Raw genomic sequence first — 23,115 nt, 5'->3', positions numbered from 1 at the left:
GTGAAGGGCGTCGGCCACTTCGACAGGGAGCAGAACCGCATCACCTTCACCCAGGGCAAGGCGGCGATGCCCATAAACGCCACAGCTAATGGCCCCTTCGACGAGGACCCCAAGTCATCGGTCGTCGCCAGCACGGTCGGCCACGTCCCGGTGCCCTACGCGATCGCCAACCCGCCCGGCACCGGCAACACCGACAGCTCCCCCAACGTGCACGCGCTCCGCCTGAGCGCCTTCAGCAAGCACAAGGACTCCGCATACACCTTCGCGGCCTGGGCGACGAGCAAGGCCGGGCGGGAGGCCAACCGAAGGGACGTCCACCATGCCGGCCGCCACCTGGGCATCCCCAGTGGCGGTGATCATCGTGGCGCTGGCCGACCCCGAATCCCTCGCCCCGCCCCCCCTCGACGCCACGCAACTCGACCGCACCGTCGGCCGTCGGCTCACCCGCCACGTCAAGCGGCCGATGCCAGCCCCCGTGCCGTCGATCGTGCTGACGCTCCGCGTCATCGACAGCGTCCAGACCTTCGCGATCATCAACGCCATGGCCAAGGGCGGCCCCGGCACATCGACCCTGGCCATCAGCAACTACGTCCACCAACTCGGCTTCCAGACCTTCGACATCGGCCATGCCACCGCTATCGGCCTGCTGGCGTCCCTGGCCATGCCGATCCTGCTGGTGAGGAACTCTTGGAGCCCACCGGCCCGAACGACGCCGACCTCACCGGACATCGGAACACCCCAGACGCGGGCGACGGCGCGGTAACGCGCTGCGGCGGTCGTGGGGCGAATCCTGCCGGTGGATGCCGTAGCCGCCGACCGCCACCCGGCACGAAGCTCTCAGACAACCAGACGACCAGACGGCCAGACGGCCAGAGCGGAGCCGTCCGCCTCATGGACGCACAGGTCGTGCGCGCGGCCCCTCGGGCGCGGAAGCAGACGCCGCAACAGGTGCGGGGCCTCAGGAATGCCGTGCTCCGTGTCCTGGGCCTGGACGACGACAGCGCCGTGGTCATCCGCCCGCTCGACCCGAACGGGCCCGGCCGGCCTCCGCGACGATCGTCTCCCTACAGGCCCATGGACTGTGACTCTCGGCACCGCGGCGCGTGCCGCCCACCCGCGGCACGGCAAGGGGATACGCGTAGTCATGAGATTCATTTTCATCTAGCTTTGACCGGCAAACCCCCCGACCTTGACCGACAGACCCCCAACCTCCCCGGGAGGCAAGCAACATGGGCCGCACGGCGACCGGCGAACACCCTTCCCCCTGGCGGTCCACTCGACAGCGTGCCGCGATCCTCCAGGCATTGCTCAATTCCGGCGACTTCGTCTCGGCGCGCCAGTTGCACGCGGAGCTGGCTTCCGTCGGCTTCCTCGTGGGACTGACCACCGTGTACCGGACCCTGCGCATGCTGGAGCAGGAGGGCCATGTGGACGTCGTGCGTGAGCAGTCCGGAGAGCGCCTCTACCGGCCGCGCCCCTCGGACGGTCATCGCCACTACCTCGTCTGCCGCAAGTGCGGCATCAGCCTGACCGTGGACGCCGAGGCGGTCGAGAACTGGGCCGAGGCGATGACGAGGAAGACCGGCTTCAGCGACATCGAGCATGTCGTGGAACTCACCGGGATCTGCGACCACTGCCGCCGACCCGCCGCAGAAACCGCCTCCGAAACCGTCCCCGAACCCCGCCCTCGCGAAGGCGACCGCGCCCGCCCGCGCGAAGACGGCCATGGCTGACGGCTCGCCCGGACCGTAAAGACTTGGAAACGATTCCCATACCGCCCTCCCCGTCATGGTTGCGACATTCGTTTTCATCTAGCGTGAAGGTGTTCACCCGAACGGCTCCACGCTCGCACCACCTGGAGGAAGCCCATGTCCACCACCCCGTCCTTGCGCGTAGCGCTGATCGCCGTCGCTTCCCTCGCTCTGCTGGCGGGCTGCGGCAACTCCTCGGACGCCGACAGCGACGGCAAGAACGCGGGGGGCGGCTCGTCCTCGTCGAAAGTGACCGTGGTCGCCTCCACCAACGTCTACGGCGACATCACCGAGCAGATAGGCGGCGACAAGGTCGACGTCACCTCCATCATCAGCGACCCCGACCAGGACCCGCACTCCTACGAGGCCAGCACGCAGAACCAGCTCGCCCTGTCCAAGGCGAAGGTCGTCATCGAGAACGGCGGCGGTTACGACGACTTCGTCGACCGCATGCTCAAGAGCAGCGGCAACTCCGGTGCCGAACGGATCAACGCCGTGAAGGTGTCCGGCAAGACCGCGCCGGAGGGCGAGGAACTCAACGAGCACGTCTGGTACGACTTCCCCACCGTCTCCAAGCTCGCCGACCGGATCGCCGCCGCCCTCGGCAAGGCCGACTCCGCCAACGCCGACACGTTCACGAAGAACGCGGAGGCGTTCAAGAAGAAGCTCACGGCGCTGGAGACGAAGGAAGCCGACATCAAGAAGGCGCACCACGGCGAGGGCGTCGGCATCACCGAGCCCGTGCCGCTGTACCTGACCGAAGCCGCGGGTCTGGACAACAAGACGCCCGAGGAGTTCAGCGAGGCCATCGAAGAGGGCGACGACGTCTCCCCGAAGACGCTCCAGGAGACCCTGAAGCTTTACAGCGGCAAGAAGGTCGCGGCGCTCGTCTACAACGAGCAGACCTCGGGCCCGCAGACCGAGAAGGTCAAGAAGGCCGCCGAGAACGCGGGCATCCCCGTCGTTCCGGTCACCGAGACCCTGCCCGAGGGCAAGGACTACATCGGCTGGATGACCTCCAACGTCGACGCACTCGCCGCCGCCCTGAACAAGTAGGGCAGCACACCATGGCTCCCGTTTCCCAGGCCCGCGACAACGCCACCGATCACCAGCGCGCGGGCTCCGCCCCGGTGATCGGGCTGAAGGGCGCCGCCCTCTCCTACGGCGAGCGCACGGTGTGGCAGGACCTCGACCTTGATGTACGGCCGGGTGAGTTCCTGGCCGTGCTCGGGCCGAACGGCTCCGGCAAGAGCAGTCTCGTACGGGCGCTGCTCGGCCGGCAGCCCCTGTCGGCCGGGACGCTCACCGTCCTCGGCCGCGCCCCGCGTGAGGCCGCCCGGCACATCGGCTACGTCCCGCAGCAGGCCGAGTTGTCTGCGCAGGCCCTGTTGCGCGCCCGTGACCTGGTCCGCTTCGGCATCGACGGACACCGGTTCGGTCCCGGATGGGGCGGGGCCGCCGTCCGCCGCCGGACGAACGAGATCCTGAAGGCGGTCGGCGCGTCCCCCTACGCGGACGTCCCCCTCGGGATGCTCTCCGGCGGTGAGCGCCAGCGCGTGCGCGTAGCCCAGGCCCTGGCCACCGACCCCGACATCCTGCTCTGCGACGAACCGCTCACGTCCCTCGACCTCAACCACCAGCGGGCCGTGACCGCACTGGTCGACGCCCGCCGCCGCTCCCACGACACGGCGGTCGTCTTCGTCACCCACGAGATCAACCCCGTCCTCGACCTCGTCGACCGGGTTCTCTATCTGGCACCCGGCGGCCACCGCGTCGGCACCCCGGACGAGGTACTCACCTCCGAGTCCCTCTCCCGCCTCTACGGCACCCAGGTCGACGTCGTCCGCGTGCGCGGCCGCGTCGTGGTCGTCGGCACCCCGGACGGCCCGGCCGCCCCGGCGCACCACACCGATGTGAAGGAAGAAGTACGTCCATGACGTCCGCCGACGGGATCTGGCAGCAGATCTTCAGCTTCGACAACTACGGCGAGCTGCTCGTCCTGGTCCGTAACTCCCTGATCGCCGGGGCCGCGCTCGGCCTCATCGGCGGCCTGGCCGGTGTCTTCGTCATCATGCGCGATCTGCCCTTCGCCGTGCACGGCATCAGCGAGCTCTCCTTCGCCGGTGCGTCGGGCGCTCTGCTCCTGGGCACGAACCTCGTCGTCGGCTCGATCGTGGGATCGCTGCTCGCGGCGGCGGTGATCGCGCTCCTGGGCACCCGGGCCCGCGACCGCAATTCGGCGATCGGCACCCTCATGCCTTTCGGCCTGGGCCTGGGCGTGCTGTTCCTCGCTCTCTACAAAGGCCGGGCAGCCAACAAGTTCGGTCTGCTGACCGGTCAGATCGTCGCGGTGGACACCCCGCAGACGGCCTGGCTGCTCGGCACCTCCGCCGTGGTGCTCGCGGCGCTGACCGTCATGTGGCGTCCGCTGACCTTCGCCAGCGCCGATCCGGACGTCGCCGCCGCGCGCGGGGTCCCGGTACGAGGCCTCTCCTTCGCCTTCATGATCGTGCTCGGCCTGGCCATCGCCCTGTCTGTGCAGGTGGTGGGCGCGCTCCTGGTCCTGGCCCTGGTCACCACCCCTGCCGCGGCAGCCGCCCGGGTCACGGCGTCACCGGTGCTGCTGCCCCTGCTGAGCGTCGTGTTCGCAGTCGTCTCGATCGAGGGCGGCATCCTGCTGGCACTCGGCAGCTCCATCCCCATCAGCCCCTACGTGACCACCGTCTCGTTCGGCATCTACGTCATCTGCCGCTTCGTCGGCCGCTACCGGGCCCGGCAGTGGGGCAACCGAACGGCGGTCCCGCAGCCCGTCTGACCCACCGCCGTCCTGCCGCCCAGGGTGGAACAGGCCGAATACCGTATGGCACACCGCACACCGCACACCTCGCTGGCGTGGAACGCGTGTTTTCGCAGGTGGGCGCGGCGAGACGCTCGAAGACCGAGGCGACCCACCCCTCGTCGTTGATCCGGTAGTACGGACGCCGGTCTCCGGGGACGGACACCTTCTCGACCAGGCCCGCCTGCATCAACTGCCGGGGCGATTTCGAGCTTTGCGCGCCGATCTCGCTGGCCGACCCGAGGCCTGCGAAGCGGGCAACTTGCGTAATGACATTCGTTTTCATATATCGTGTGCGCAGCTCACCGATCGCCCGGAGGTCCCCATGGCCGTTCCCAAACGCAAGATGTCCCGCAGCAACACCCGTCACCGTCGTGCGCAGTGGAAGGCCACGGCACCCCAGTTGGTGACCGTCACCGTGGACGGTGTGTCCTACCGTGTGCCCCAGCGGCTGGCCACGGCCTACGAGCGCGGCCTGATCCGCCCCGCGGACTGACCGCCGTATGTCGCACGCTCCCGCGCCGCGCCTGCCCGTCACCGTCCTGTCCGGTTTCCTGGGCGCAGGCAAGACCACTCTGCTCAACCACGTGCTCGGCAACCGCGAGGGCATGCGCGTCGCCGTCATCGTCAACGACATGAGCGAGGTCAACATCGACGCCGCCCTGGTGCGCGGCGGTGAGGCAGCGCTGTCACGCACCGAGGAACGCCTGGTCGAGATGACCAACGGCTGCATCTGCTGCACGCTCCGAGACGACCTCCTGGAAGAGGTGGACCGGCTGGCCCGCGAGGGCAGGTTCGACTACCTCCTCATCGAATCCTCCGGCATCTCCGAACCCATGCCGGTGGCCGCCACCTTCGCCTTCGCCCGCGACGACGGTGCCACCCTCGACGACCTCGCCCGGCTGGACACGATGGTCACGGTCGTGGACGCCGCCAACTTCCTGCCCGAGCTGGCAGGTGGGGACGAGCTGGTCGAACGGGGCCTCGACCAGTACGAGGACGACGAACGCACGGTCAGCGACCTGCTCATCGACCAGATCGAGTTCGCCGACGTCATCGTCCTCAACAAACTCGACCTCGTCGACGACACCTTGGCCACACAACTGCGGGCCACCCTCGCGCGACTCAACCCAGCCGCCCACGTGGTCCCGACGGTCCGCGGCCAGGTACCCCTCCACGAGGTCCTGGGCACCGCCCGCTTCGACCTGGAGCGAGCCCAGCAGGCCCCCGGCTGGGTGAGAGAACTCAACGGTGACCACGTCCCCGAGACCGAGGAATACGGCATCTCCTCCACCGTCTTCCGCTCGGGAGCCCTCTTCCATCCCGGACGGCTGTGGACCTTCGTGACCGAGACCCTGGACAGCCGACAGCACGGACACATCCTGCGTTCCAAGGGCTTCTTCACCCTCGCCAGCCGTCCCCACGTGACCGGGCTCTGGTCACAGGCCGGCTCGGTCGCACGTTTCGAACCGTCCACCGCACGCGACGCCGACAGCCCGCACGCACAGGAACTGGTCCTCATCGGCACCCACCTGGACACGGACGCACTCCAGGCGGCCCTCACCGAGTGCCTCGTACAGGCCGGCGAGGCGGCACCCGCGACCGACTCCTTCCCCGCCTGGGAGACGTACGGACTCGACGAGACCTGCTCGCACGAGAGCCCGGCACCGACGGCTGCCTAGGCCGTGTCCGCGACGAGACTCCGGGCCGGACGGTGGTCGCAGCCACGGCATCGTCCGGCCCGGTTCCCGACCGGATGGTCACCACCATCGACCACGACCCGGGACGCTTCGACACCGCGAAGCATCCCGGGTCGTCGATCTCCTGGCAGACCACCCGCCGCGCGAGCGGCACCGCTACCAGGGGGGCGCCGCGGTCATCTGGTCCAGGCGCTGTACTCCATGACGTCGCCCGCCTGGACGCCGTACTCGGGCTGGTCCTCGGTGAAGGTGGTCTCCAGGCCGAGGACGGCGCCGGTGACCGGGTTGAGGATCAGCATGCGGCGCAGGCCGGCCTGCTCGAACACATAGGCGTGGCCGGGTCGGCCGAGGCGGTCGGTGACCCGGCCGACGGGGCGGAGTTCCGTGTCCTCGGCGAGGAGGCGGGCGAGAGCGGCCGACTCCGGGGCGCCGAGGGTCCAGTTGTCGAGCAGGAGCACGGTCGCGTCGAGGAGTTCCGGGGTGTCGAGGGTGTCGCTGTGCTGTGCCTCCTCCAGGTAGGTGCGCAGGCGTTCCGGGTCCCGCGGCGGCGGCGACTGGGGCGGGGCGTCGCTCCAGCTGGGGGGGTAGGTGCGACGGCTGAGGACGTGTCCGTCCTCGACCAGGCGGGGTGTGCCGTCCTCGTCCTCGCCGAGGACCGGGCGTCCCGGATGGCGCGGGTCGGTCGCCACGACCAGCTCGGTGTGGCGGCCGTCGGCCGTCCACCGCACGACGCGTTCCTCGGGGAGCGTGACCGGGGGCCCGTCGTCGGACATGCCCAGGCTCCACGAGCGCACATGCGTCCCCCGGCGCAGTGCGGGCCCGCCGTCGGCCGCGGCGCGTTCGGCCCGGTCGGCGAGCCGGTCCATCGGTACGGGCGTGGCGTCGGCGACCACGGCCAGCGGGCGGGGTGCGGCGACGGCGGGGGGGGCCGCGGTGCCGCCGAGCAGCAGGACCGACACCGTCACGGCGACCACGGCGACGGCCGTCAGGCTCCAGGCCGCGCGGGCGCGGCGACGGGCGGGCCGGAGGAACCGGACGGCTGTCCGTCCCGGGTCCGTCGACGGCCCGTGCAGCAACTGCTCCAAGTGGTGCTCGGCGCGTGCCGGCAGGGGTCCGTCGCCGAGGGGGGAGGCGTCGGCGGGCACGGGGTCGGCGCGGCGCAGGAGTTCCAGCTCGTCAGCCATGGCCGTGCTCCTTCGCGGGGATGGCGTTCGTCGTGGCCGCCGGGTGGGGGGTCCGCCGGGCGGTGCGGGGTGCGGGAGCGGCAGGCCGGTCCATGCGGTCGATCTCGGCCCTGAGCCGGGCGCGGGCCCGGTGCAGACGCATGGAGGCGGCCCTGCTGCCGCAGCCGAGGGCGAGGGCCAGCTCGTCCACGCCGAGTTCCTCCCAGGCGGTCAGCCGCAGGACCTCCTGGTCCTGGGGAGACAGCCTGGCCAGCGCCTCGTGCACCCAGCCGCCCGGTGGTTCCGCCTCCGGTCCCCGGGTGAGGTGTCTGCCGTGCGCGGCCTGGTCGTTGCCGAGCCGGTCGAGGAGGCGGCGGTAGCGGCCCCGGCCGCGCACCGTGTTGGACAGGCAGTTGCGCGCCACCCCGTAGAGCCAGGGCAGCGGAGCGTGCGGCAGGTCGGCGCGGCGGCGCCAGGCCACCGTGAACACCTCCGCCACCACTTCCTCGACGTCGGCGGTGCGCCCGTCCAGCCGCCGCGCCACGTAGCGGCTGACCGCCCAGTAGTGCTCACGGTAGGCAGCGGCGAAGATCTCGTCGTTGCTCATGTCGTCTTCGTGTCCGGCACCCTCGTGATCGTCACAGGTGTTGTCGTGACGCTCGTCTCGTCGTACGAGTGTGACGTCCGTGCGGGACACGGACACAGGCGGGGCGTGAGAAACCTCAAGAGCATCCAGTGGCTGACCACCACTGACCACAAGACGATCGGCACGCTGTATCTCGTGACGTCGTTCGCGTTCTTCTGCATCGGCGGCGTCATGGCGCTCGTCATGCGTGCCGAACTGGCGCGGCCCGGTCTGCAGATCGTGTCGAACGAGCAGTTCAACCAGGCGTTCACGATGCACGGCACGATCATGCTGCTGATGTTCGCGACGCCGCTGTTCGCCGGTTTCGCGAACTGGATCATGCCGCTGCAGATCGGCGCGCCCGACGTGGCGTTCCCGCGGCTGAACATGTTCGCCTACTGGCTCTACCTGTTCGGCTCGCTCATCGCGGTGGGCGGCTTCCTCACCCCGCAGGGCGCGGCGGACTTCGGCTGGTTCGCCTACTCGCCGCTGTCGGACGCGATCCGCAGCCCCGGTGTCGGCGCCGACATGTGGATCATGGGTCTGGCCTTCTCCGGCTTCGGCACCATCCTCGGCTCGGTCAACTTCATCACCACGATCATCTGCATGCGCGCACCGGGCATGACGATGTTCCGGATGCCGATCTTCGTCTGGAACGTGCTGCTGACGGCCGTCCTGGTCCTGCTGGCGTTCCCGGTGCTGGCCGCCGCGCTGTTCGCCCTGGAGGCGGACCGCAAGTTCGGGGCGCACATCTTCGACGCGGCCAACGGCGGAGCGCTGCTGTGGCAGCACCTCTTCTGGTTCTTCGGCCATCCCGAGGTGTACATCATCGCCCTGCCGTTCTTCGGCATCATCAGCGAGATCATCCCGGTGTTCTCGCGCAAGCCGATGTTCGGCTACATGGGCCTGATCGCGGCCACCATCGCCATCGCCGGTCTCTCGGTGACGGTGTGGGCGCACCACATGTACGTCACCGGCGGCGTGCTGCTGCCGTTCTTCTCGTTCATGACGTTCCTCATCGCGGTACCGACCGGGGTGAAGTTCTTCAACTGGATCGGCACGATGTGGAAGGGCTCACTGTCCTTCGAGACACCGATGCTGTGGGCGACCGGCTTCCTCATCACGTTCACCTTCGGTGGTCTGACGGGTGTCATCCTCGCCTCGCCGCCGATGGACTTCCACGTCTCGGACTCGTACTTCGTGGTGGCACACTTCCACTACGTCGTCTTCGGCACCGTCGTGTTCGCGATGTTCGCCGGCTTCCACTTCTGGTGGCCGAAGATGACCGGCAAGATGCTCGACGAACGACTCGGCAAGGTCACCTTCTGGACCCTGTTCATCGGATTCCACGGCACCTTCCTCGTCCAGCACTGGCTCGGCGCGAACGGTATGCAGCGCCGCATCCCCGACTACCTGGCGGTGGAGGGCCTGACCACGCTGAACACGGTCTCCAGCATCTTCTCGTTCCTGCTCGGCCTGTCGCTGCTGCCGTTCTTCTACAACATCTGGAAGACGGCCAAGTACGGCAAGCCGGTCGGCGTCGACGACCCGTGGGGCTACGGCCGCTCCCTGGAGTGGGCCACCTCCTGCCCGCCCCCGCGGCACAACTTCCTCACCCTGCCGCGGATCCGCAGCGAATCCCCGGCGTTCGACCTGCACCACTCCCCCACCCCCGGCCTGGAAAGGGAGTTGGCGAACCGGTGACCGGCTGGGACGCGCACCGGGCGGACGCGCGGGCACTCCTCGACGGCATCGAGGGGCACCTGCTGGTGGCCGCCACCCGCGAGGAGGCGCGGAGAGCAGCCGTCCGCTTCTCCACCAGCCTCGACGGCCTGGACCCTCACCAGCGCCGCGAGGTGGAGGAGCGCTACGAGTCCGAGTATCTGACTTTGACCCGTGCCTCATGGCGGAGCACGGCGGCGCGGGCCGGGCGGATGTACGAGGAGTACGAGAGTCGCTATCAGGCGCTGCGGCGGCGGTTGCTCGCCGGATGCCTGCTGGGGTGGTGCGCCACGCTGGGATGCGTGGGCGTGCTGGTGCTGGGACGGGCGTAGGCGGGTCGGGGCAGCCGACGCTGTGGCTCAGCTGACCGGAACGAGGGCGGCTCGGGGAACAGCTCGATCGCACATGTGCGTTTCCTCGCTGGGGCGTTCGCTGGTGGCGATCGACCTCGGCGGTGGGGTCATGTCGCCATCCCGCTGTCGAAACCGCTCGCCCATGACCGGCCTGTCTTAAAGGAATTGCGTTGGCGTGCGATCCGACCGGCCCGTACTCCAACCGTAGATCGTTATGAGCCCTGGTCTTGGGGGGCTGTCTGCTCTTGGGGGTGTCTGCCGCTGGCGGAAACTCAGGTGGCCTCAACGTGCCAACCGGGTAGAGTCGGGCGGTGCCCGAGCTGCAGCAGTTGGATGCTTGCCATGCCCCGGCGGTGCTGGCCTTCGAGCTGGCGAACCGTGCCTACTTCGCTGCCTCGGTCTCCGACCGGGGTGACGAGTTCTTCGATCAGTTCTCCGACCGGCACAGCGCCTTGCTGGCTGAGCAAGCGGCCGGCATCTGCGTCTTCTACGTGCTGGTCGCCGAGGACGGCTCGGTGCTGGGTCGGTTCAACCTGTACGACTTCGAGAACGGCACTGCCGACCTCGGTTACCGGGTCGCGCAGCACGTCGCCGGCCGCGGCGTAGCGACCGCGACGGTCCGGAAGCTGTGCCGACTGGCCTCGGCACGGCACGGGCTGCGCACACTTCGGGCAGCCACCGCCCATGCCAATGCCGCGTCCCAGAAGGTGCTGGCCAAGGCCGGGTTCGTCCCGGTCGGCCCGGCAGACCCGGCCGACGTCGGCGGTGAACCAGGCACCTGGTATCAGCGCGATCTGGTGCACGAGCCGTAGATCGTGATCTTGTGGGTGGACCGGGTGCGGGTGGGCTGCGGCCATCGCTGGTCATCGGTGTGTATCGACCGCTGCGGACCGAGCGGCTCGTGCTGCGAGAGTCGAGCCGGGACCGGTCGGCGTTCATTGACCTGTTCGCCTCGTCAGCGGTGCGGAGCTACGTCGGTGGCCCCCGACCATGCGCTGAGATTGAGAGTGAATTGCCTGAAGTGTCCGGACGGCGCCCCGGTGTGTTCGTGGCCGGGACGGGGCGTGTGAAGACGGACGCGGGGGGCGCCGGGGGCCAGGGGTCAGGCCGGGCGTCGGGTCGTCGCGAAGTGGGTGTGGAGGAGGGTGAGTACGGGCTTCGGGTGGTCGCTGAGGAAGAAGTGGCCGCCGGGGAAGGTCTCCAGGTCGCAGGAGGCCGTGGTGTGGGACTGCCAGGCTCGTGCGTCGTCGGGCGGGGTGCGGGGGTCGGTGTCTCCGATCAGGACGGTGACCGGGCACTCCAGGGGCGCGCCGGGGGCGCAGCGGTAGGTCTCCACCGCGTGGAGGTCGGCGCGCAGGGCGGGCAGCGCCATGCGGCGGATCTCCTCGTCCGCCAGGACGAGTGCGTCGGTGCCGCTCATCTCGGTGACCGCGGCCACGAGGTCGTCGTCGGGAAGGAGGTGCAGGCTCTCGCGCCGGGGCACCGAGGGGGCGACCCGCCCGGAGGCGAAGAGACGTTCGAGCGTGCGGCCCTCGCGCTCCAGGCGGCGGGCCACCTCGAAGGCGAGGAGTGCGCCCATGCTGTGGCCGAAGAACGTCAGCGGCAGATCGTCCTGGCCCCGGAGCGCGTCGAGGACGGCGTCGGCCAGCACGCCCAGGTCCTCGACGCACGGCTCGGCCCTGCGGTCCTGCCGTCCGGGGTACTGGAGCGCGACCACGTCCACCCGGCCCGCGAGTGCGGCGGAGACGGGGAAGTAGAAGCTCGCCGATCCTCCGGCGTGCGGAAAGCAGACGAGGCGTTCCACCGCGTCCGGGGAGGGATGAAATCGACGGCACCAGAGATCACTGTCCACGGGAAAGAGAACCATGTCGCCCGGCTGCACCCTTCACCATCGCGTCCGGCACACGGGTGCCGGACTGTTCGATACCGGTCGTTCGTTCCGTCAGCCTGCCATGTTTCTCACGGAATCGGCAACGGGCTGCACATTTCCGGCCAATCAAGGCCTGTTTCGATTTCACGCGCGGTACGCGCTGTTAATGTCGTGGAGCGTTTTCCGTTTCCGCGCACCTCGGAGATGATCCGCGCACCTCCGGGAGAAGGGGGTTTCTCCATGGCCCGTCAGATCGGTTCCACCGACGTCCTCCTCGACTACGTGAGAGACGTGTCCCTGCGTGACGACGAGATCCTGAGGGGGCTGCGGGAGCAGACGGCCCAACTGCCCGGTGGCACAGCCTTGCAGGTCATGGCGGAGGAAGGCCAGTTGCTGGCGCTCCTCGTCGGTCTCACCGGGGCCCGTTCGGTGCTGGAGATCGGCACCTTCACCGGATACAGCACGCTGTGCATGGCCCGCGCACTGCCCGCCGAAGGCACTCTCGTCACCTGCGACATCACCGACCGGTGGCCCGAGATCGGCGCCGCGTTCTGGAAACGGGCCGGTGTCGACGACCGGATCGAGCAACGCGTCGGAGACGCGACGGACGTCCTGGACGGATTACTCGCCGAGCGGGGTACCGGAGCGTTCGACCTGGTATTCATCGACGCCGACAAAACCCGGTACCGCACCTATTACGAGAAGTCGATCGAACTGACCCGGAAGGGCGGTCTCGTCGTCATCGACAACACCCTTTTCTTCGGCCGGGTCACCGACCCGGAATGCGTCGACGCCGACACGGTGGCCATTCGCGAGCTGAATACGGCGCTCGCCTCCGACGAGCGGGTGGACCTCGCCCTGCTGCCGATGGCCGACGGCATCACCCTGGCCCGCAAACGCTGAACGGCACCCCGGCGGGGGCGCGCCGGTGCGCGCGCACCACGCACCGGGAGCGGCCCCGTCGGTCAGGTCAGTGCGACGGCGTTCACCTCGATCGTCGTCGACGCGGGGCGCGGCTCGGGCCGCAGGTGCAGGCGGTGCGGATCACCGGAGGCAGCCCGCGGGAGGGCGGCGGCGCAGGACGGGCACGGGGCGTCGTCCTCGAACCCGGCGAAACGGTAGGCGATCTCCATCATGCGGTTGCGCTCGGTGGGCCGGAAGTCGGCCATCAGGTGGGTGCCGGCGCGAGCGGCCTCGTCGATGAGCCAGTTGAGGATCGTCGCCCCCGCCCCGAACGACACCACGCGGCACGACGTGGCCAGGAGCTTGAGGTGCCAGACGTCCGGGCGGCGCTCCAGGAGCAGGACGCCGACCGCGCCGTGCGGGCCGAAGCGGTCGGTGAGGGTGACCACGAGGACGGCGTGACCGGGATCGGTGAGCAGCCCGCGCAGGTCGGCGTCGGAGTAGTGCACCCCCGTGGCGTTCATCTGGCTGGTGCGCAGGGTGAGTTCCTCCACCCGTGACAGGTCCTCCTCGGTGGCGTGCCCGATCCGCATGTCCAGGCGGAGGGAGCGCAGGAAGTCCTCGTCCGGTCCGCTCGCCTCGGCGCGGGCGGCGTCGCGCCGGAAGCCCGCCTGGTACATCTGGCGCCGCCGCCCGGAGTCGACCGTCCGCACGGGCGGGGTGAACTCCGGGCGCGCGGGGAGGGTCACGGCGGCCTCGGCCTCGTAGCAGCGGACCTCCGGCAGGTGGAAGGCGACCTCGGCGCGTTCGGCGGGCTGGTCGTCGACGAAGGCGATCGTGGTGAGGGCGAAGCCGAGGGTGTCCGCGATCCGGCGCACCGCCGCCGACTTGGGCCCCCAGCCGATCTCCGGCAGGACGAAGTACTCGGCGACGCCGAGCTTCTCCAGCCGGGCCCACGCCGTCTCGTGGTCGTTCTTGCTGGCCACGGACTGGAGGATGCCGCGGGAGTCGAGTGCGACGACCGCCTCGCGGACGGCGTCCGGCAGCGTCACCTCGCCGTCCTCCAGGAGGGTCCCCCGCCACAGGGTGTTGTCGAGGTCCCAGACGAGGCACTTCACCAAGGGGGCGGTGTTCGTCATTCCGGTTCCCTTCACGCGCTGCTCCCGAGGACGTGCCGGGCCAGCATCAACTGACACATCTCGTTGCTGCCCTCGATCAGTTCCATCAGCTTGGCGTCGCGGTGGGCGCGGGCCACCGGATGCCCGTCCTGCGCCCCGGCGGAGGCCAGGACCTGGACGGCGGTGGCGGCGCCCCGCGCCGCGTTCCGCGCGCTGACGTGCTTGGCCAGGACCGTGGCCACGACCTGCTCGGGCGAGCCCTCGTCCCAGCAGCGGGAGGCGTGTTCGCACACGCGGGTGGCGGTCTGCTCGGCGGCGAACAGCTCCGCGAGGTGGCGGGCGACGAGCTGGTGGTCCCCGAGCGGGGCGCCGAACTGCTCGCGCGTGGCGGCGTGCCGGGCGGCGGCCGTCAGGCAGCCGCGCAGGATGCCCACGCATCCCCAGGCCACGGACATGCGGCCGTACGCCAGGGCGGTGGTGACCAGCAGCGGCAGCGGCAGCGGCGAGCCGCCGAGCACATGGTCCGCCGGGACGCGTACCGCGTCGAGGGCGATGTCGGCGTGCCCGGCCGCTCGGCAGCCCAGCGGGTCGGCGACGCGGGTGACGCGGACGCCCGGGGTGTCGGCGGGGACGACGACGGCCACCGCGTCGTCCCCGCCGCCCGCCGCCGCGCCGGGGTCGGCGTCCTCGTACCTGCCGAACAGGACGAGGAGGTCGGCGTAGTGCGCGGCGGTCACCCACACCTTGTGTCCGTCGAGGACGACGGTGTCGCCGTCGCGGCGGACGCGGGTCGTCATGGCGGAGAGGTCGCTCCCGGCGGCGCGTTCGCTGAACCCGGCCGCCGCGAGGGCGCCGCCGGTGAGCCGGGGCAGGAACGCGGCGCGCTGCCCGGCGGTGCCCAGGCGCTCGACGGTCCAGGCGGCCATGCCCTGCGAGGTCATCACGGACCGCACCGAACTGCACAGGCTGCCCACGTGCGCGGTGAACGCGCCGTTGTCGGCGCTGTTCAGGCCCCGGCCGCCGTACGCGGACGGCACCTGCGCGCACAGCCAGCCCGCGGTGCCCAGGTGGCGCAGCAGGCCGACGGGAAGCAGACCCGCGCGGTCCCAGCCGTCGGCCCCGTCGGCCACCAGCGCGGTGACGGCGGCGGCCGCCTCCTCCCCGGCCGGTACGTCCCGCGGGACGGCGGTGTCCCACGGGTCGGGGGCGTGAGCTGCCGCTGGGTCGGGTGCGTGGGCCGCGGCCGGGTCGGGTGCGTGGGCCGGGGCGGGTGTGGGGGCCGGTGACCGGTCAGGCACCGGTTCCTCCCGCGCCCGCCGTCCGCAGCCGTGTCACGAGCGCCGTCATGGAGGCGACCGTACGGAAGTTGTCCAGTCGCAGATCGGCGCCCCGGACGGAGACGCCGAAGGACTTCTCCAGGTGGACGACGAGTTCCATGGCGAACAGGGAGGAGAGTCCGCCGGAGGCGAAGAGGTCGGCGTCGGTTTCCCAGGTCCGCCTGGTGCGGGTCTCCAGGAAGCGCAGGATCTCCTTCTCGGTGGTCCCGGTGTCGAAGTCGCTCATCGGTTCTCCTCCTCGTACACGTAGAATCCGCGGCCGGTCTTGCGGCCGAGTTCGCCCTGCCTGACCTTGTCGAGCAGCAGGTCGCAGGGGCGGCAGCCCTCGTCTCCGGTGCGCCGGTGCAGCACGCGCAGCGAGTCCACCAGGTTGTCGATGCCGATCAGGTCGGCGGTGCGCAGCGGGCCGGTGGGGTGGCCGAGGCAGCCCTCCATGAGGGCGTCGACGGCCTCGGGCGTCGCGGTGCCCTCCTGGACGACCCGCGCCGCGTCGTTGATCATCGGGTGCAGGACGCGGCTGGTGACGAAGCCCGGGGCGTCCCGGACGACGATCTGCTCGCGGGCCAGCGCGGTGAGCAGGGCGCCGACCGCGGCCATGGTCGCGTCGCCGGTCCGGGCCCCCCGGATCACCTCGACGGTCGGGATCAGGTAGGGCGGGTTCATGAAGTGCGTGCCGACGACGTCCTCGGCGCGCGCCGCCCAGTCGGCGAGTTCGTCGACGGGGATGGACGAGGTGTTGGAGATCAGCGGGGTGCCGGGGCGTACCCGGGCCGACACGTCGGCGAGTGCCTTGGCCTTGATCTCGGCGATCTCGGTGACGGCCTCGACGACGGCGGTGACGTCGCCGACGCCGTCGGTGGTGGTGGCCGCCTCCAGGGCCGCGGTGACGGCCGTGGCCGGGAGGCGGCCGAGGAGCTGCGCCGTGCGCAGTTCGCGGTCGACGGCGCCGCGCGCCCGGTCGAGCCGTTCCGCGTCGGTGTCGACGAGGAGGACCGGTATGCCGTGGCCGAGGGCGAGGGCCGTGATGCCCACGCCCATGACCCCCGCGCCGAGGACGGCGATCCGGTGCGGATCGGGGACGGCGTGCGGATCGGGGGCGGTGTGCCGCGTCGGTGTCATGCGCCTCTCCTGGGCTGCGGGCGGGCATCGGGGTGGACGGGTGCGGTGGTTCCGGAGGGGGTCAGGACGGTGCCGAGCCAGTCGGTGACGGCCTGTGCGGTCGTGGCGACGTGCTCCTCCATGAGGGAGAAGTGGTCGCCGGGCACGTCGACGACGCTCCGGGCGGTCGGCCAGGTGGCGCGCCAGTCGCCCGCGCCGGGGTCCGGCGTGCCGAGGGGTTCGCCGGCGCGGACGAGGAGGGTGGGGGCCCGTACCGTCGGCGGGGTCCAGGTGTCGAGGAGGCGGAAGTAGCGGCCCATGGCGGTGAGCCGGGTGTCGTCCATGGGGGCGGCCCGCTCCTCACGGGCGAACATCCCGCCGACGAGGACGTCGTTGAACTGGGTCATGCCCGCGTTGTCCGAGAGGTACGTGTCGAGCAGGACCACGGCGGCGGGCCCGCACCCCTCCTCCTCCAGGCGGGCGGCGACGCCGTGGGCGAGGGTGCCGCCGGAGGAGGAGCCCAGCAGGACGAGGGGCCGCCCGCCGAGTTCCGCGCGCAGGGTCCTCGCCTGGAAGTCGAGGAGCGCGGACATCGAGGCCGGGAGCGGTTCGTCCGGCAGGAAGCCGGGAGCGGCGAGGGCGCTGACGCCGTACCGGTCGCGGAACCGCGCCGCGAAACGCGCGTACTGGTGGGCGCCGCCCAGCGCGACGACGGAGCCGAAGCAGACGAGGTGGGGGGCGTCGGCCTGGTCGCGCAGACGCAGCAGCCGTGGCCTGGCCTCGGCGGCGAGGAGTTCGGCCCCGGTGCCGCGGTCGGCGCGCAGGGCGGCGGCGTGTTTCAGCAGGGCGATGCCGTCGTCGAGGCGGCCGGTCTCGCACGCCTGCCGGAACAGGGTGCCGACCGGGCCCGGAGCCGGGAGGTCGCCGGTGGCGGGGAGGCGACCGCCGCCCGGACCGTGACCGCCGCCCGCACCCAGATCGCCGCCCTCCCCCTGACCGGCGCCCTCCCCCTGACCGGGGACCAGCCCGCGACCGGGGCCCTGCCCGTGACCGGCGTCCGGTCCGGGGTCCGGGGCGGCGGTGTCCAGGGCGGCGTGGAGCACGTCGGCGAGGCGGGCCGGGGTGCCGCTGTCGAGGACGGTGGTGGGGCGCAGGCGCAGGCCGGTGCGGGCGGCGAGCCGGTTGCGCAGCTCGACCGCGGTCAGCGAGTCGAAGCCGACGGAGAGGAACGCGTCCTCGGCGCCCAGGGACTCGGCCGCGGTGTGTCCGAGCACCGCGGCGGCCTCGCCCAGGACGAGGTCGAGGAGGAGGCGCGGGCGCTGGTCCGTGCCCGCGGCGGCGAGGCGCCGTCGCAGCGCCGTGCCGTCGGTCCCGGTCCGGGCGGGGGCCGGTGCCGTGACGAGGGAGCGCAGCAGCGGCGGCACCTCCCGGCCGCGGTGGGCGGCGAGGTCGAGGTGGACGGGGACGAACACGGGCCCGTCGGACGCGGACCGGGCGAGCGCGGTGTCGAACAGCGCCGTGCCCTCGGCCGCCGACAGGCCGCGGACACCGCTGCGGGACATGCGGCGCAGGTCGGTGTCGGAGAGGCCGGCGGTCAGTCCGCTGCGCCGCTCCCACAGGCCCCAGGCCAGGGAGGTGGCGGGCAGGCCGAGGCGGTGCCGTTCGGTCATCAGGGCGTCGAGGGCGGCGTTGGCGGCCGCGTACGTGGACTGGCCGGGGCTGCCGAGGACTCCGGCCGCCGACGAGTACACGACGAACGCCGTCAGGTCCGCGTCACGGGTGAGGGTGTGCAGATGGTGGGCGCCGTCCACCTTGGGCCGCAGGACGGCGCCCAGCCGCTCGGGGGTCTGGGCCTGGAGCAGGCCGTCGTCGAGGACGCCCGCGGTGTGGACGACGGCGCGCAGCGGGTGCCCGGCCGGTATCGCGGCGAGGGCGCGGGCGACGGCCGCGTGGTCGGTGACGTCACCGGCGGACACGGTCACGTCGGCGCCCGACTCCCCCAGTTCCCGGGCCAGTTCGGCCATGCGGGCCTCGGCGCCGCCGCGGCCGAGGAGCAGCAGACTCCGTACGCCGTGCCGGGTGACGAGGTGGCGGGCGAGGACGCCCGCCAGGACGCCTCCGCCGCCGGTGAGCAGGACGGTGCCGTCCGGGTCGAGGGTGCCTCCGGCGTCCGGGGCGTCGGCGACGGGCGGCGCGGAACGCACGAGGCGGGGCGCGTAGAGGGTGCCGTCCCGCAGGGCGAGCTGGGGTTCCCCGGCGGCGAGCGCGGCGGGCAGGGCGGCGGCCGTCGCGGCGGGGTCGTCGGTGTCCAGCAGGACGAACCTGCCGGGGTGTTCGAGCTGCGCCGAGCGCAGCAGACCCCAGACGGCGGCGGACGCGACGTCCACGGCGTGCGGTCCGGGACCGGTGGACGAATCGGGGGCGGGGTCGGTGGCGGGGTCGGCGCAGGTCCCGGTCCGTCGGCCGGGGCGGGGCGTGGTCCGCGGGTCGGGTCCGGTCGCGCCGCGGGTGAGGACGACGAGCGGTACGGCGGCGGACTCGGGGTCCGCGAGCCAGGCTTGCAGCCGTTCCAGGACGGTCGCGGTGACGGCGTGCACCGCGTCGGGCGTGCCCGGAGCCGGGCGTCCGGCGGACGGCGGCGCGGGCGGCGGGCAGAGCAGGACGGCGGCCGGGGTGCCCTCGGTCAGGGGGCCGGGGGTGCCGAAGTCGGCGGGCAGCAGCCGGGCGTCGGGCTCGCCGAGCACGGCCCAGTCGCCGTGGGCGGGCGGCGCGGGGGCCTGCTCGGCGCGGACCCAGTCCAGGCGGTACAGCGAGCGGGCGAGGGCGGCCGGGCCGTCGTAGGAGGCGGCGCGGAGGGTCAGGGAGCCGATGTCCGCGACCGTGCGGCCGTCCTCGTCGGTGACGCGCACGCTCACCGCGTCGGGGCCGTCGGGGCGCAGCCGCACGCGTACGGTGCGGCCCGTGCCGGGGCCGAGCGTGACCCGGCTCCAGGCGAACGGGAGCGGCACGCCGTCCCCGCGCGGGGCCGCGGGCCGCAGGCCGGTCGTCTGGAGCGCGGCGTCGAGCAGCGCGGGGTGCACGGTGAAGGCGTCCGTCACCGTGTCGGGGAGCGTCGCCTCGGCGAACAGGTCGTCGCCGCGAACCCACGCGGCACGCAGCCCCTGGAAGGCGGGGCCGTACTCCACGCCCTGGGACGCCATGACGTCGTAGAGGTCGTCGATGTCGAGGGGGCGGGCGTCCTCGGGCGGCCAGGGGGCGGGCGCCGCGGGTTGCGGGAGCGCGGCCGGGCCGGGTTCGAGCAGGCCGCTCGCGTGCCGCGTCCACGGGTCGTCCGGCGCGTCCTCGGGCCGGGAGTGGACGGCGAGCGCGCGCCGTCCGTCCTCGTCCGCGGGGTCCACGGTGAGCCGCAGGTGGACGCCCGTGTCCGCGGTCCCGGCGGGCAGGGTCAGGGGTGCGGCGAGCGTCAGTTCCGCGACGTGCGGGGCGCCGAGCAGGCGCCCGGCGTGGGCCGCCGCCTCCAGGAGGGCCGCGCCGGGCAGCAGGACCGTGCCGTGGACGGCGTGGTCGGCCAGCCACGGCGTGGTCGCCGTCGACAGCCGCCCGGTGAACAGGGCGCCGCCGCCGGGCAGGTCGGCCACCGCGCCGAGCAGGGGGTGAGCGGGGTCGCGCTGGCCCGCCGGGGCCTGACCGCCGCCGGGCGGGGACGCGTCGAGCCAGAAGCGCCGCCGCTGGAAGGCGTAGGTGGGCAGGTCGGTGCGTCGGGCCCCGGCCGCCTCGTACGCGGGCCGCCAGTCGACGGGGAGGCCCGCCACGTACGCCTCGCCGAGGGCGAGCAGGAGCCGCCGCTGTCCGCCCTCGTCCTGGCGGAGCGTGCCGATCACCTCGACGTCGTCCAGGCCCGCGTCGGCCGCCGTGTCGGCGATGCCCCAGGTGAGCGTGGGGTGCGGGCTGACCTCCACGAAGGTGCGGTGGCCCGCGTCGAGGAGCCGTCGCACGGCGGCGTGGAAGCGGACGGGTTCGCGGAGGTTGCGGTACCAGTGGTCGGCGGTGAGCCCGTCGCCGGTCAGCCACTCGGTGTCCACGGCCGACAGCAGCGGCACCTCGGGCGGGCGGGGGCGCAGACCGGCGAGGGCGGTGCGCAGTTCGTCGCGTACGGCGTCGACGGCGCCGGAGTGCGAGGCGTGGTCGACGGGGATCGTCCAGGCCATGACGCCCTGCGCCGACAGGTCCGCGACGAGGTCGCCGACGGCGTCGGAGGGGCCCGCGAGGACCGTGACGCGGGGGCCGTTGACCGCCGCGACCGACACGTCCGAGCCGCGTTCGGCCAGGAGGCGTTCGGCCTCATCGCCGGACATCATCACGGTGGCCATGCCGCCGCCGGTGATCCCGGCCAGGGCGCGGCTGCGCCGGGCCGAGACCCGGGCGGCGTCCTCCAGGCTGAGGGCTCCGGCGACGCACGCGGCGGCGACCTCGCCCTGGCTGTGGCCCACGACGGCCGCGGGCTCGACGCCGTGGGCGCGCCACACGGCCGCGAGGGACACCATCACGGCGAACAGCACGGGCTGGACGACGTCGACCCGGTCCAGCGCGGGCGCGCCCGGCTCGCCGCGCAGCACGGCGCGGGGCGACCAGTCGAGGTGGGGGGCGAGGGCGCGTTCGCAGTCGGCGAGGCGGGCGGCGAACACCGGTGACGTGTCGAGGAGTCCGGCGGCCATGCCGGGCCACTGCGCGCCGAGTCCGGGGAAGACGAACACCGCCTTGCGTCCGCCGCGCGGGGCGGTGCCGGTGACGCCGTCGGCGGGGAACTCGCCGCGCGCCAGGGCGCCGAGGCCGTCGAGGAGTCCGGCGCGGCCGGAGCCCACGACGACGGCGCGGTCGGTGAACCGGGAGCGGCCGGTGGCCAGCGAGAGACCGATGTCGGCGAGGCGCAGCGCGGGGCGGGCCAGGACGTGCGCGTGCAGGGCGGCGGCCTGGCCGCGCAGCGCCGCCGGGCTCCTGGCGGAGAGCGGCCAGGCGACGGGGCTGTCGTGCCGCCGGTGCTCTTGGTGCGCCTGGCTCCCCCGTTCTGCCGCGGGGGCCGCGGGGGCCGCCCGGTCGTGGGGCACCCGGTCGTGGGCCGCCCGGTCGTGGGGCGCGTCGCGCGGGTCGGCGCCGTCGGGCGATCCGGGTCCGGCGGCCGGGTCCTCGGAGGCCTGTGCCTCGGGAGCCGGGTCCTCGGGAGTCAGTTCCTCGGCGGCCGGGTCCTCGGAGGCCTGTTCCAGTACGACGTGGGCGTTGGTGCCGCTGGCGCCGAAGGAGGAGACGCCGACGCGGCGCGGGCGGCCCGTGGCGGGCCAGGGGGTCGCGGCGGTGAGCAGGCGGACCGCGCCCTGCGTCCAGTCGACCTGCGGGGTCGGCCGGTCGACGTGCAGGGTGCGCGGCAGCAGGCCGTGGCGCAGCGCGAGGACCGACTTGATGACACCGCCGACGCCCGCGGCCGCCTGGGTGTGGGTGAGGTTGGACTTCAGGGAGCCCACCCAGAGCGGCCGTTCGGCGGGTCGGCCCTGCCCGTAGGTGGCGAGCAGCGCCTGCGCCTCGATGGGGTCGCCGAGCACGGTGCCGGTGCCGTGCGCCTCGACGGCGTCGACCTCGTCCGGGGCGAGTCCGGCGCTGTCCAGCGCGTGGCGGACGACGCGTTCCTGGGCGGGGCCGTTGGGCGCGGTGAGGCCGTTGCTGGCGCCGTCGGAGTTGACGGCGGAGCCGCGGACGACGGCGAGCACCGGGTGGCCGTTGCGGCGGGCGTCGGAGAGGCGCTCCAGCAGGAGCATGCCCGCGCCCTCGCCGAATCCCGCGCCGTCGGCGGCGGCGGAGAACGACTTGCAGCGGCCGTCCGGGGCGAGGCCGCGCTGCCTGCTGAACCCGGCGTAGAGGCCGGGGGTCGCCATGACGGTCACCCCGCCCGCGAGGGCCAGGTCGGCGTCGCCCGCGCGGAGCGCCTGGCAGGCCAGGTGCAGGGCGACGAGCGACGAGGAGCAGGCGGTGTCCAGGGTGACCGCGGGCCCCTCCAGGCCGAGGGTGTAGGCGACCCGGCCGGAGGCGACGCTGGCGATGGAGCCGGTGCCGAGGAAGCCCTCCAGGTGGTCGGGGACGCGGGCGAGGCGGGAGCCGTACTCGCTGTAGATGACGCCCGCGTAGACGCCGGTGCGGCTGCCCCTGAGGGTGAGGGGGTCGATGCCCGCGCGTTCGACGGCCTCCCAGGAGACCTCCAGGAGGAGGCGCTGCTGGGGGTCCATGGCGAGGGCCTCGCGGGGGGAGATCCCGAAGAAGCCGGGGTCGAAGGCGCACGCGTCGTGGAGGAACCCGCCCGCGCGGGTGTAGGAGGTTCCCGGGGTGTCCGGGTCGTCGTCGTGGAGGGCGTCGAGGTCCCAGCCCCGGTCGGTGGGGAAACCGGTGACGGCGTCCCGTTCCTTGACGAGGAGTTCCCACAGGTCCTCGGGCGTGTCGACGCCGCCGGGGAAGCGGCAGCTCATCGCCACCACGGCGACGGGTTCACGCAGGCCGTCGGCGGCGGTGGCCAGCCTGGAGTTCTCCTCGCGCAGCCGCCGGTTGTCGATGAGAGACGCCCTCAGCGCCTCGACCACTCGGTCCGTGGACATGCTG

The 23,115-nt window shown here is 72.5% G+C and carries 19 protein-coding genes; 11 read left to right on the top strand and 8 right to left on the bottom strand.

All coding sequences use genetic code 11. From position 1 onward, the window contains the following. Positions 1–352 precede the first annotated feature (352 nt). The 7 genes from ACIQPQ_RS24465 (at position 353) to ACIQPQ_RS24435 (ending at position 6,269) form a co-directional block, all read left to right on the top strand. Complete coding sequence (locus ACIQPQ_RS24465) at positions 353–763, top strand: hypothetical protein (protein ID WP_401307112.1); 411 nt, start codon at positions 353–355, stop codon at positions 761–763. A gap of 466 nt (positions 764–1,229) precedes the next feature. Then, the gene (locus ACIQPQ_RS24460; RefSeq protein WP_401307110.1) at positions 1,230–1,733 is read left to right on the top strand and encodes a Fur family transcriptional regulator; all 504 of its coding nucleotides are present in this window, start codon (positions 1,230–1,232) and stop codon (positions 1,731–1,733) included. Positions 1,734–1,868: 135 nt separating this feature from the next. After that, positions 1,869–2,807, top strand: coding sequence for a metal ABC transporter substrate-binding protein (locus tag ACIQPQ_RS24455; protein ID WP_401307108.1), 939 nt, complete (start codon positions 1,869–1,871; stop codon positions 2,805–2,807). An 11-nt stretch (positions 2,808–2,818) separates the two neighbouring features. Next, the gene (locus ACIQPQ_RS24450; protein ID WP_401307105.1) at positions 2,819–3,688 is read left to right on the top strand and encodes a metal ABC transporter ATP-binding protein; all 870 of its coding nucleotides are present in this window, start codon (positions 2,819–2,821) and stop codon (positions 3,686–3,688) included. After that, positions 3,685–4,566: a metal ABC transporter permease gene (locus ACIQPQ_RS24445; protein WP_401307102.1), complete on the top strand. Its 882-nt coding sequence runs from the start codon at positions 3,685–3,687 to the stop codon at positions 4,564–4,566. Before ACIQPQ_RS24450 ends, ACIQPQ_RS24445 begins: the two co-directional genes overlap by 4 nt. Before the next feature lie 346 nt (positions 4,567–4,912). After that, positions 4,913–5,083 (top strand): 50S ribosomal protein L32, encoded by a 171-nt coding sequence (gene rpmF / locus ACIQPQ_RS24440; protein WP_401307099.1) that lies wholly within the window; start codon positions 4,913–4,915, stop codon positions 5,081–5,083. Positions 5,084–5,090: 7 nt separating this feature from the next. Further along, on the top strand, positions 5,091–6,269 hold the full coding sequence (locus ACIQPQ_RS24435) for a GTP-binding protein (protein ID WP_401307096.1): 1,179 nt from the start codon (positions 5,091–5,093) through the stop codon (positions 6,267–6,269). Positions 6,270–6,463: 194 nt separating this feature from the next. On the opposite strand, the gene ACIQPQ_RS24430 is transcribed toward ACIQPQ_RS24435, so the two are convergent. Both ACIQPQ_RS24430 and ACIQPQ_RS24425 read right to left on the bottom strand, forming a co-directional pair. Continuing rightward, on the bottom strand, positions 6,464–7,471 hold the full coding sequence (locus ACIQPQ_RS24430) for a CU044_5270 family protein (RefSeq protein WP_401307094.1): 1,008 nt from the start codon (positions 7,469–7,471) through the stop codon (positions 6,464–6,466). Continuing rightward, complete coding sequence (locus ACIQPQ_RS24425) at positions 7,464–8,057, bottom strand: RNA polymerase sigma factor (protein ID WP_401307092.1); 594 nt, start codon at positions 8,055–8,057, stop codon at positions 7,464–7,466. Before ACIQPQ_RS24425 ends, ACIQPQ_RS24430 begins: the two co-directional genes overlap by 8 nt. Positions 8,058–8,162: 105 nt before the next feature. On the opposite strand from ACIQPQ_RS24425, the gene ctaD reads away from it, so the two are divergent. The 3 genes from ctaD to ACIQPQ_RS24410 all read left to right on the top strand — a co-directional run bounded on the left by ctaD (position 8,163) and on the right by ACIQPQ_RS24410 (position 10,962). Continuing rightward, a complete protein-coding gene (ctaD, locus tag ACIQPQ_RS24420; protein ID WP_401307090.1) occupies positions 8,163–9,779 on the top strand; it encodes a cytochrome c oxidase subunit I in 1,617 nt (538 codons plus the stop codon). Then, positions 9,776–10,129 carry a hypothetical protein gene (locus ACIQPQ_RS24415; protein ID WP_401307088.1) on the top strand — a complete coding sequence of 118 codons (354 nt, stop codon included), beginning with the start codon at positions 9,776–9,778 and terminating at the stop codon, positions 10,127–10,129. Before ctaD ends, ACIQPQ_RS24415 begins: the two co-directional genes overlap by 4 nt. A 332-nt stretch (positions 10,130–10,461) precedes the next feature. Next, positions 10,462–10,962, top strand: a complete 501-nt coding sequence (locus ACIQPQ_RS24410; protein WP_401307085.1) for a GNAT family N-acetyltransferase — start codon at positions 10,462–10,464, stop codon at positions 10,960–10,962. Positions 10,963–11,252: 290 nt separating this feature from the next. Here ACIQPQ_RS24410 and ACIQPQ_RS24405 read toward each other — a convergent pair whose 3' ends face one another. Continuing rightward, positions 11,253–12,017 carry a thioesterase II family protein gene (locus tag ACIQPQ_RS24405; RefSeq protein ID WP_401307083.1) on the bottom strand — a complete coding sequence of 255 codons (765 nt, stop codon included), beginning with the start codon at positions 12,015–12,017 and terminating at the stop codon, positions 11,253–11,255. Between the two features lie 243 nt (positions 12,018–12,260). Here ACIQPQ_RS24405 and ACIQPQ_RS24400 point away from each other — a divergent pair, with 243 nt between their 5' ends. Next, positions 12,261–12,923, top strand: coding sequence for an O-methyltransferase (locus ACIQPQ_RS24400; protein WP_401307081.1), 663 nt, complete (start codon positions 12,261–12,263; stop codon positions 12,921–12,923). Between the two features lie 62 nt (positions 12,924–12,985). Here ACIQPQ_RS24400 and ACIQPQ_RS24395 read toward each other — a convergent pair whose 3' ends face one another. Genes ACIQPQ_RS24395 through ACIQPQ_RS24375 form a run of 5 tightly spaced genes read right to left on the bottom strand, consistent with a single transcriptional unit; the run spans position 12,986 to position 23,096 of the window. Next, complete coding sequence (locus ACIQPQ_RS24395) at positions 12,986–14,062, bottom strand: HAD-IIIC family phosphatase (RefSeq protein ID WP_401307078.1); 1,077 nt, start codon at positions 14,060–14,062, stop codon at positions 12,986–12,988. A gap of 11 nt (positions 14,063–14,073) precedes the next feature. Then, complete coding sequence (locus tag ACIQPQ_RS24390; protein ID WP_401307076.1) at positions 14,074–15,339, bottom strand: acyl-CoA dehydrogenase family protein; 1,266 nt, start codon at positions 15,337–15,339, stop codon at positions 14,074–14,076. Beyond that, entirely contained in the window at positions 15,332–15,604 is a 273-nt protein-coding gene (locus tag ACIQPQ_RS24385; protein ID WP_383777410.1) for an acyl carrier protein, read from the bottom strand. Before ACIQPQ_RS24385 ends, ACIQPQ_RS24390 begins: the two co-directional genes overlap by 8 nt. After that, a complete protein-coding gene (locus tag ACIQPQ_RS24380) occupies positions 15,601–16,497 on the bottom strand; it encodes a 3-hydroxyacyl-CoA dehydrogenase family protein (RefSeq protein ID WP_401307074.1) in 897 nt (298 codons plus the stop codon). The genes ACIQPQ_RS24385 and ACIQPQ_RS24380 overlap by 4 nt, the downstream gene beginning before the upstream one ends. Next, positions 16,494–23,096 carry a type I polyketide synthase gene (locus ACIQPQ_RS24375; RefSeq protein ID WP_401307183.1) on the bottom strand — a complete coding sequence of 2,201 codons (6,603 nt, stop codon included), beginning with the start codon at positions 23,094–23,096 and terminating at the stop codon, positions 16,494–16,496. Before ACIQPQ_RS24375 ends, ACIQPQ_RS24380 begins: the two co-directional genes overlap by 4 nt. Between the last annotated feature and the right edge of the window lie 19 nt (positions 23,097–23,115).

The sequence above is a fragment of the Streptomyces sp. NPDC091281 genome (assembly GCF_044757425.1).
Taxonomy (GTDB): Bacteria; Actinomycetota; Actinomycetes; order Streptomycetales; family Streptomycetaceae; genus Streptomyces.
This window is presented reverse-complemented; position numbering and strand designations above follow the sequence as displayed.

What these genes read in the sequence shown, in the direction of transcription:
- ACIQPQ_RS24445 (WP_401307102.1), top strand. Translation starts at nt 3,685, where the DNA reads ATGACGTCCGCCGACGGGATCTGGCAGCAGATCTTCAGCTTCGACAAC.
- ACIQPQ_RS24435 (WP_401307096.1), top strand. Translation starts at nt 5,091, where the DNA reads ATGTCGCACGCTCCCGCGCCGCGCCTGCCCGTCACCGTCCTGTCCGGT.
- ACIQPQ_RS24385 (WP_383777410.1), bottom strand. Translation starts at nt 15,604, where the DNA reads ATGAGCGACTTCGACACCGGGACCACCGAGAAGGAGATCCTGCGCTTC.
- ACIQPQ_RS24455 (WP_401307108.1), top strand. Translation starts at nt 1,869, where the DNA reads ATGTCCACCACCCCGTCCTTGCGCGTAGCGCTGATCGCCGTCGCTTCC.
- ACIQPQ_RS24430 (WP_401307094.1), bottom strand. Translation starts at nt 7,471, where the DNA reads ATGGCTGACGAGCTGGAACTCCTGCGCCGCGCCGACCCCGTGCCCGCC.
- ACIQPQ_RS24400 (WP_401307081.1), top strand. Translation starts at nt 12,261, where the DNA reads ATGGCCCGTCAGATCGGTTCCACCGACGTCCTCCTCGACTACGTGAGA.
- ACIQPQ_RS24450 (WP_401307105.1), top strand. Translation starts at nt 2,819, where the DNA reads ATGGCTCCCGTTTCCCAGGCCCGCGACAACGCCACCGATCACCAGCGC.
- rpmF (WP_401307099.1), top strand. Translation starts at nt 4,913, where the DNA reads ATGGCCGTTCCCAAACGCAAGATGTCCCGCAGCAACACCCGTCACCGT.
- ACIQPQ_RS24395 (WP_401307078.1), bottom strand. Translation starts at nt 14,062, where the DNA reads ATGACGAACACCGCCCCCTTGGTGAAGTGCCTCGTCTGGGACCTCGAC.
- ACIQPQ_RS24425 (WP_401307092.1), bottom strand. Translation starts at nt 8,057, where the DNA reads ATGAGCAACGACGAGATCTTCGCCGCTGCCTACCGTGAGCACTACTGG.
- ACIQPQ_RS24460 (WP_401307110.1), top strand. Translation starts at nt 1,230, where the DNA reads ATGGGCCGCACGGCGACCGGCGAACACCCTTCCCCCTGGCGGTCCACT.
- ACIQPQ_RS24380 (WP_401307074.1), bottom strand. Translation starts at nt 16,497, where the DNA reads ATGACACCGACGCGGCACACCGCCCCCGATCCGCACGCCGTCCCCGAT.
- ACIQPQ_RS24405 (WP_401307083.1), bottom strand. Translation starts at nt 12,017, where the DNA reads ATGGTTCTCTTTCCCGTGGACAGTGATCTCTGGTGCCGTCGATTTCAT.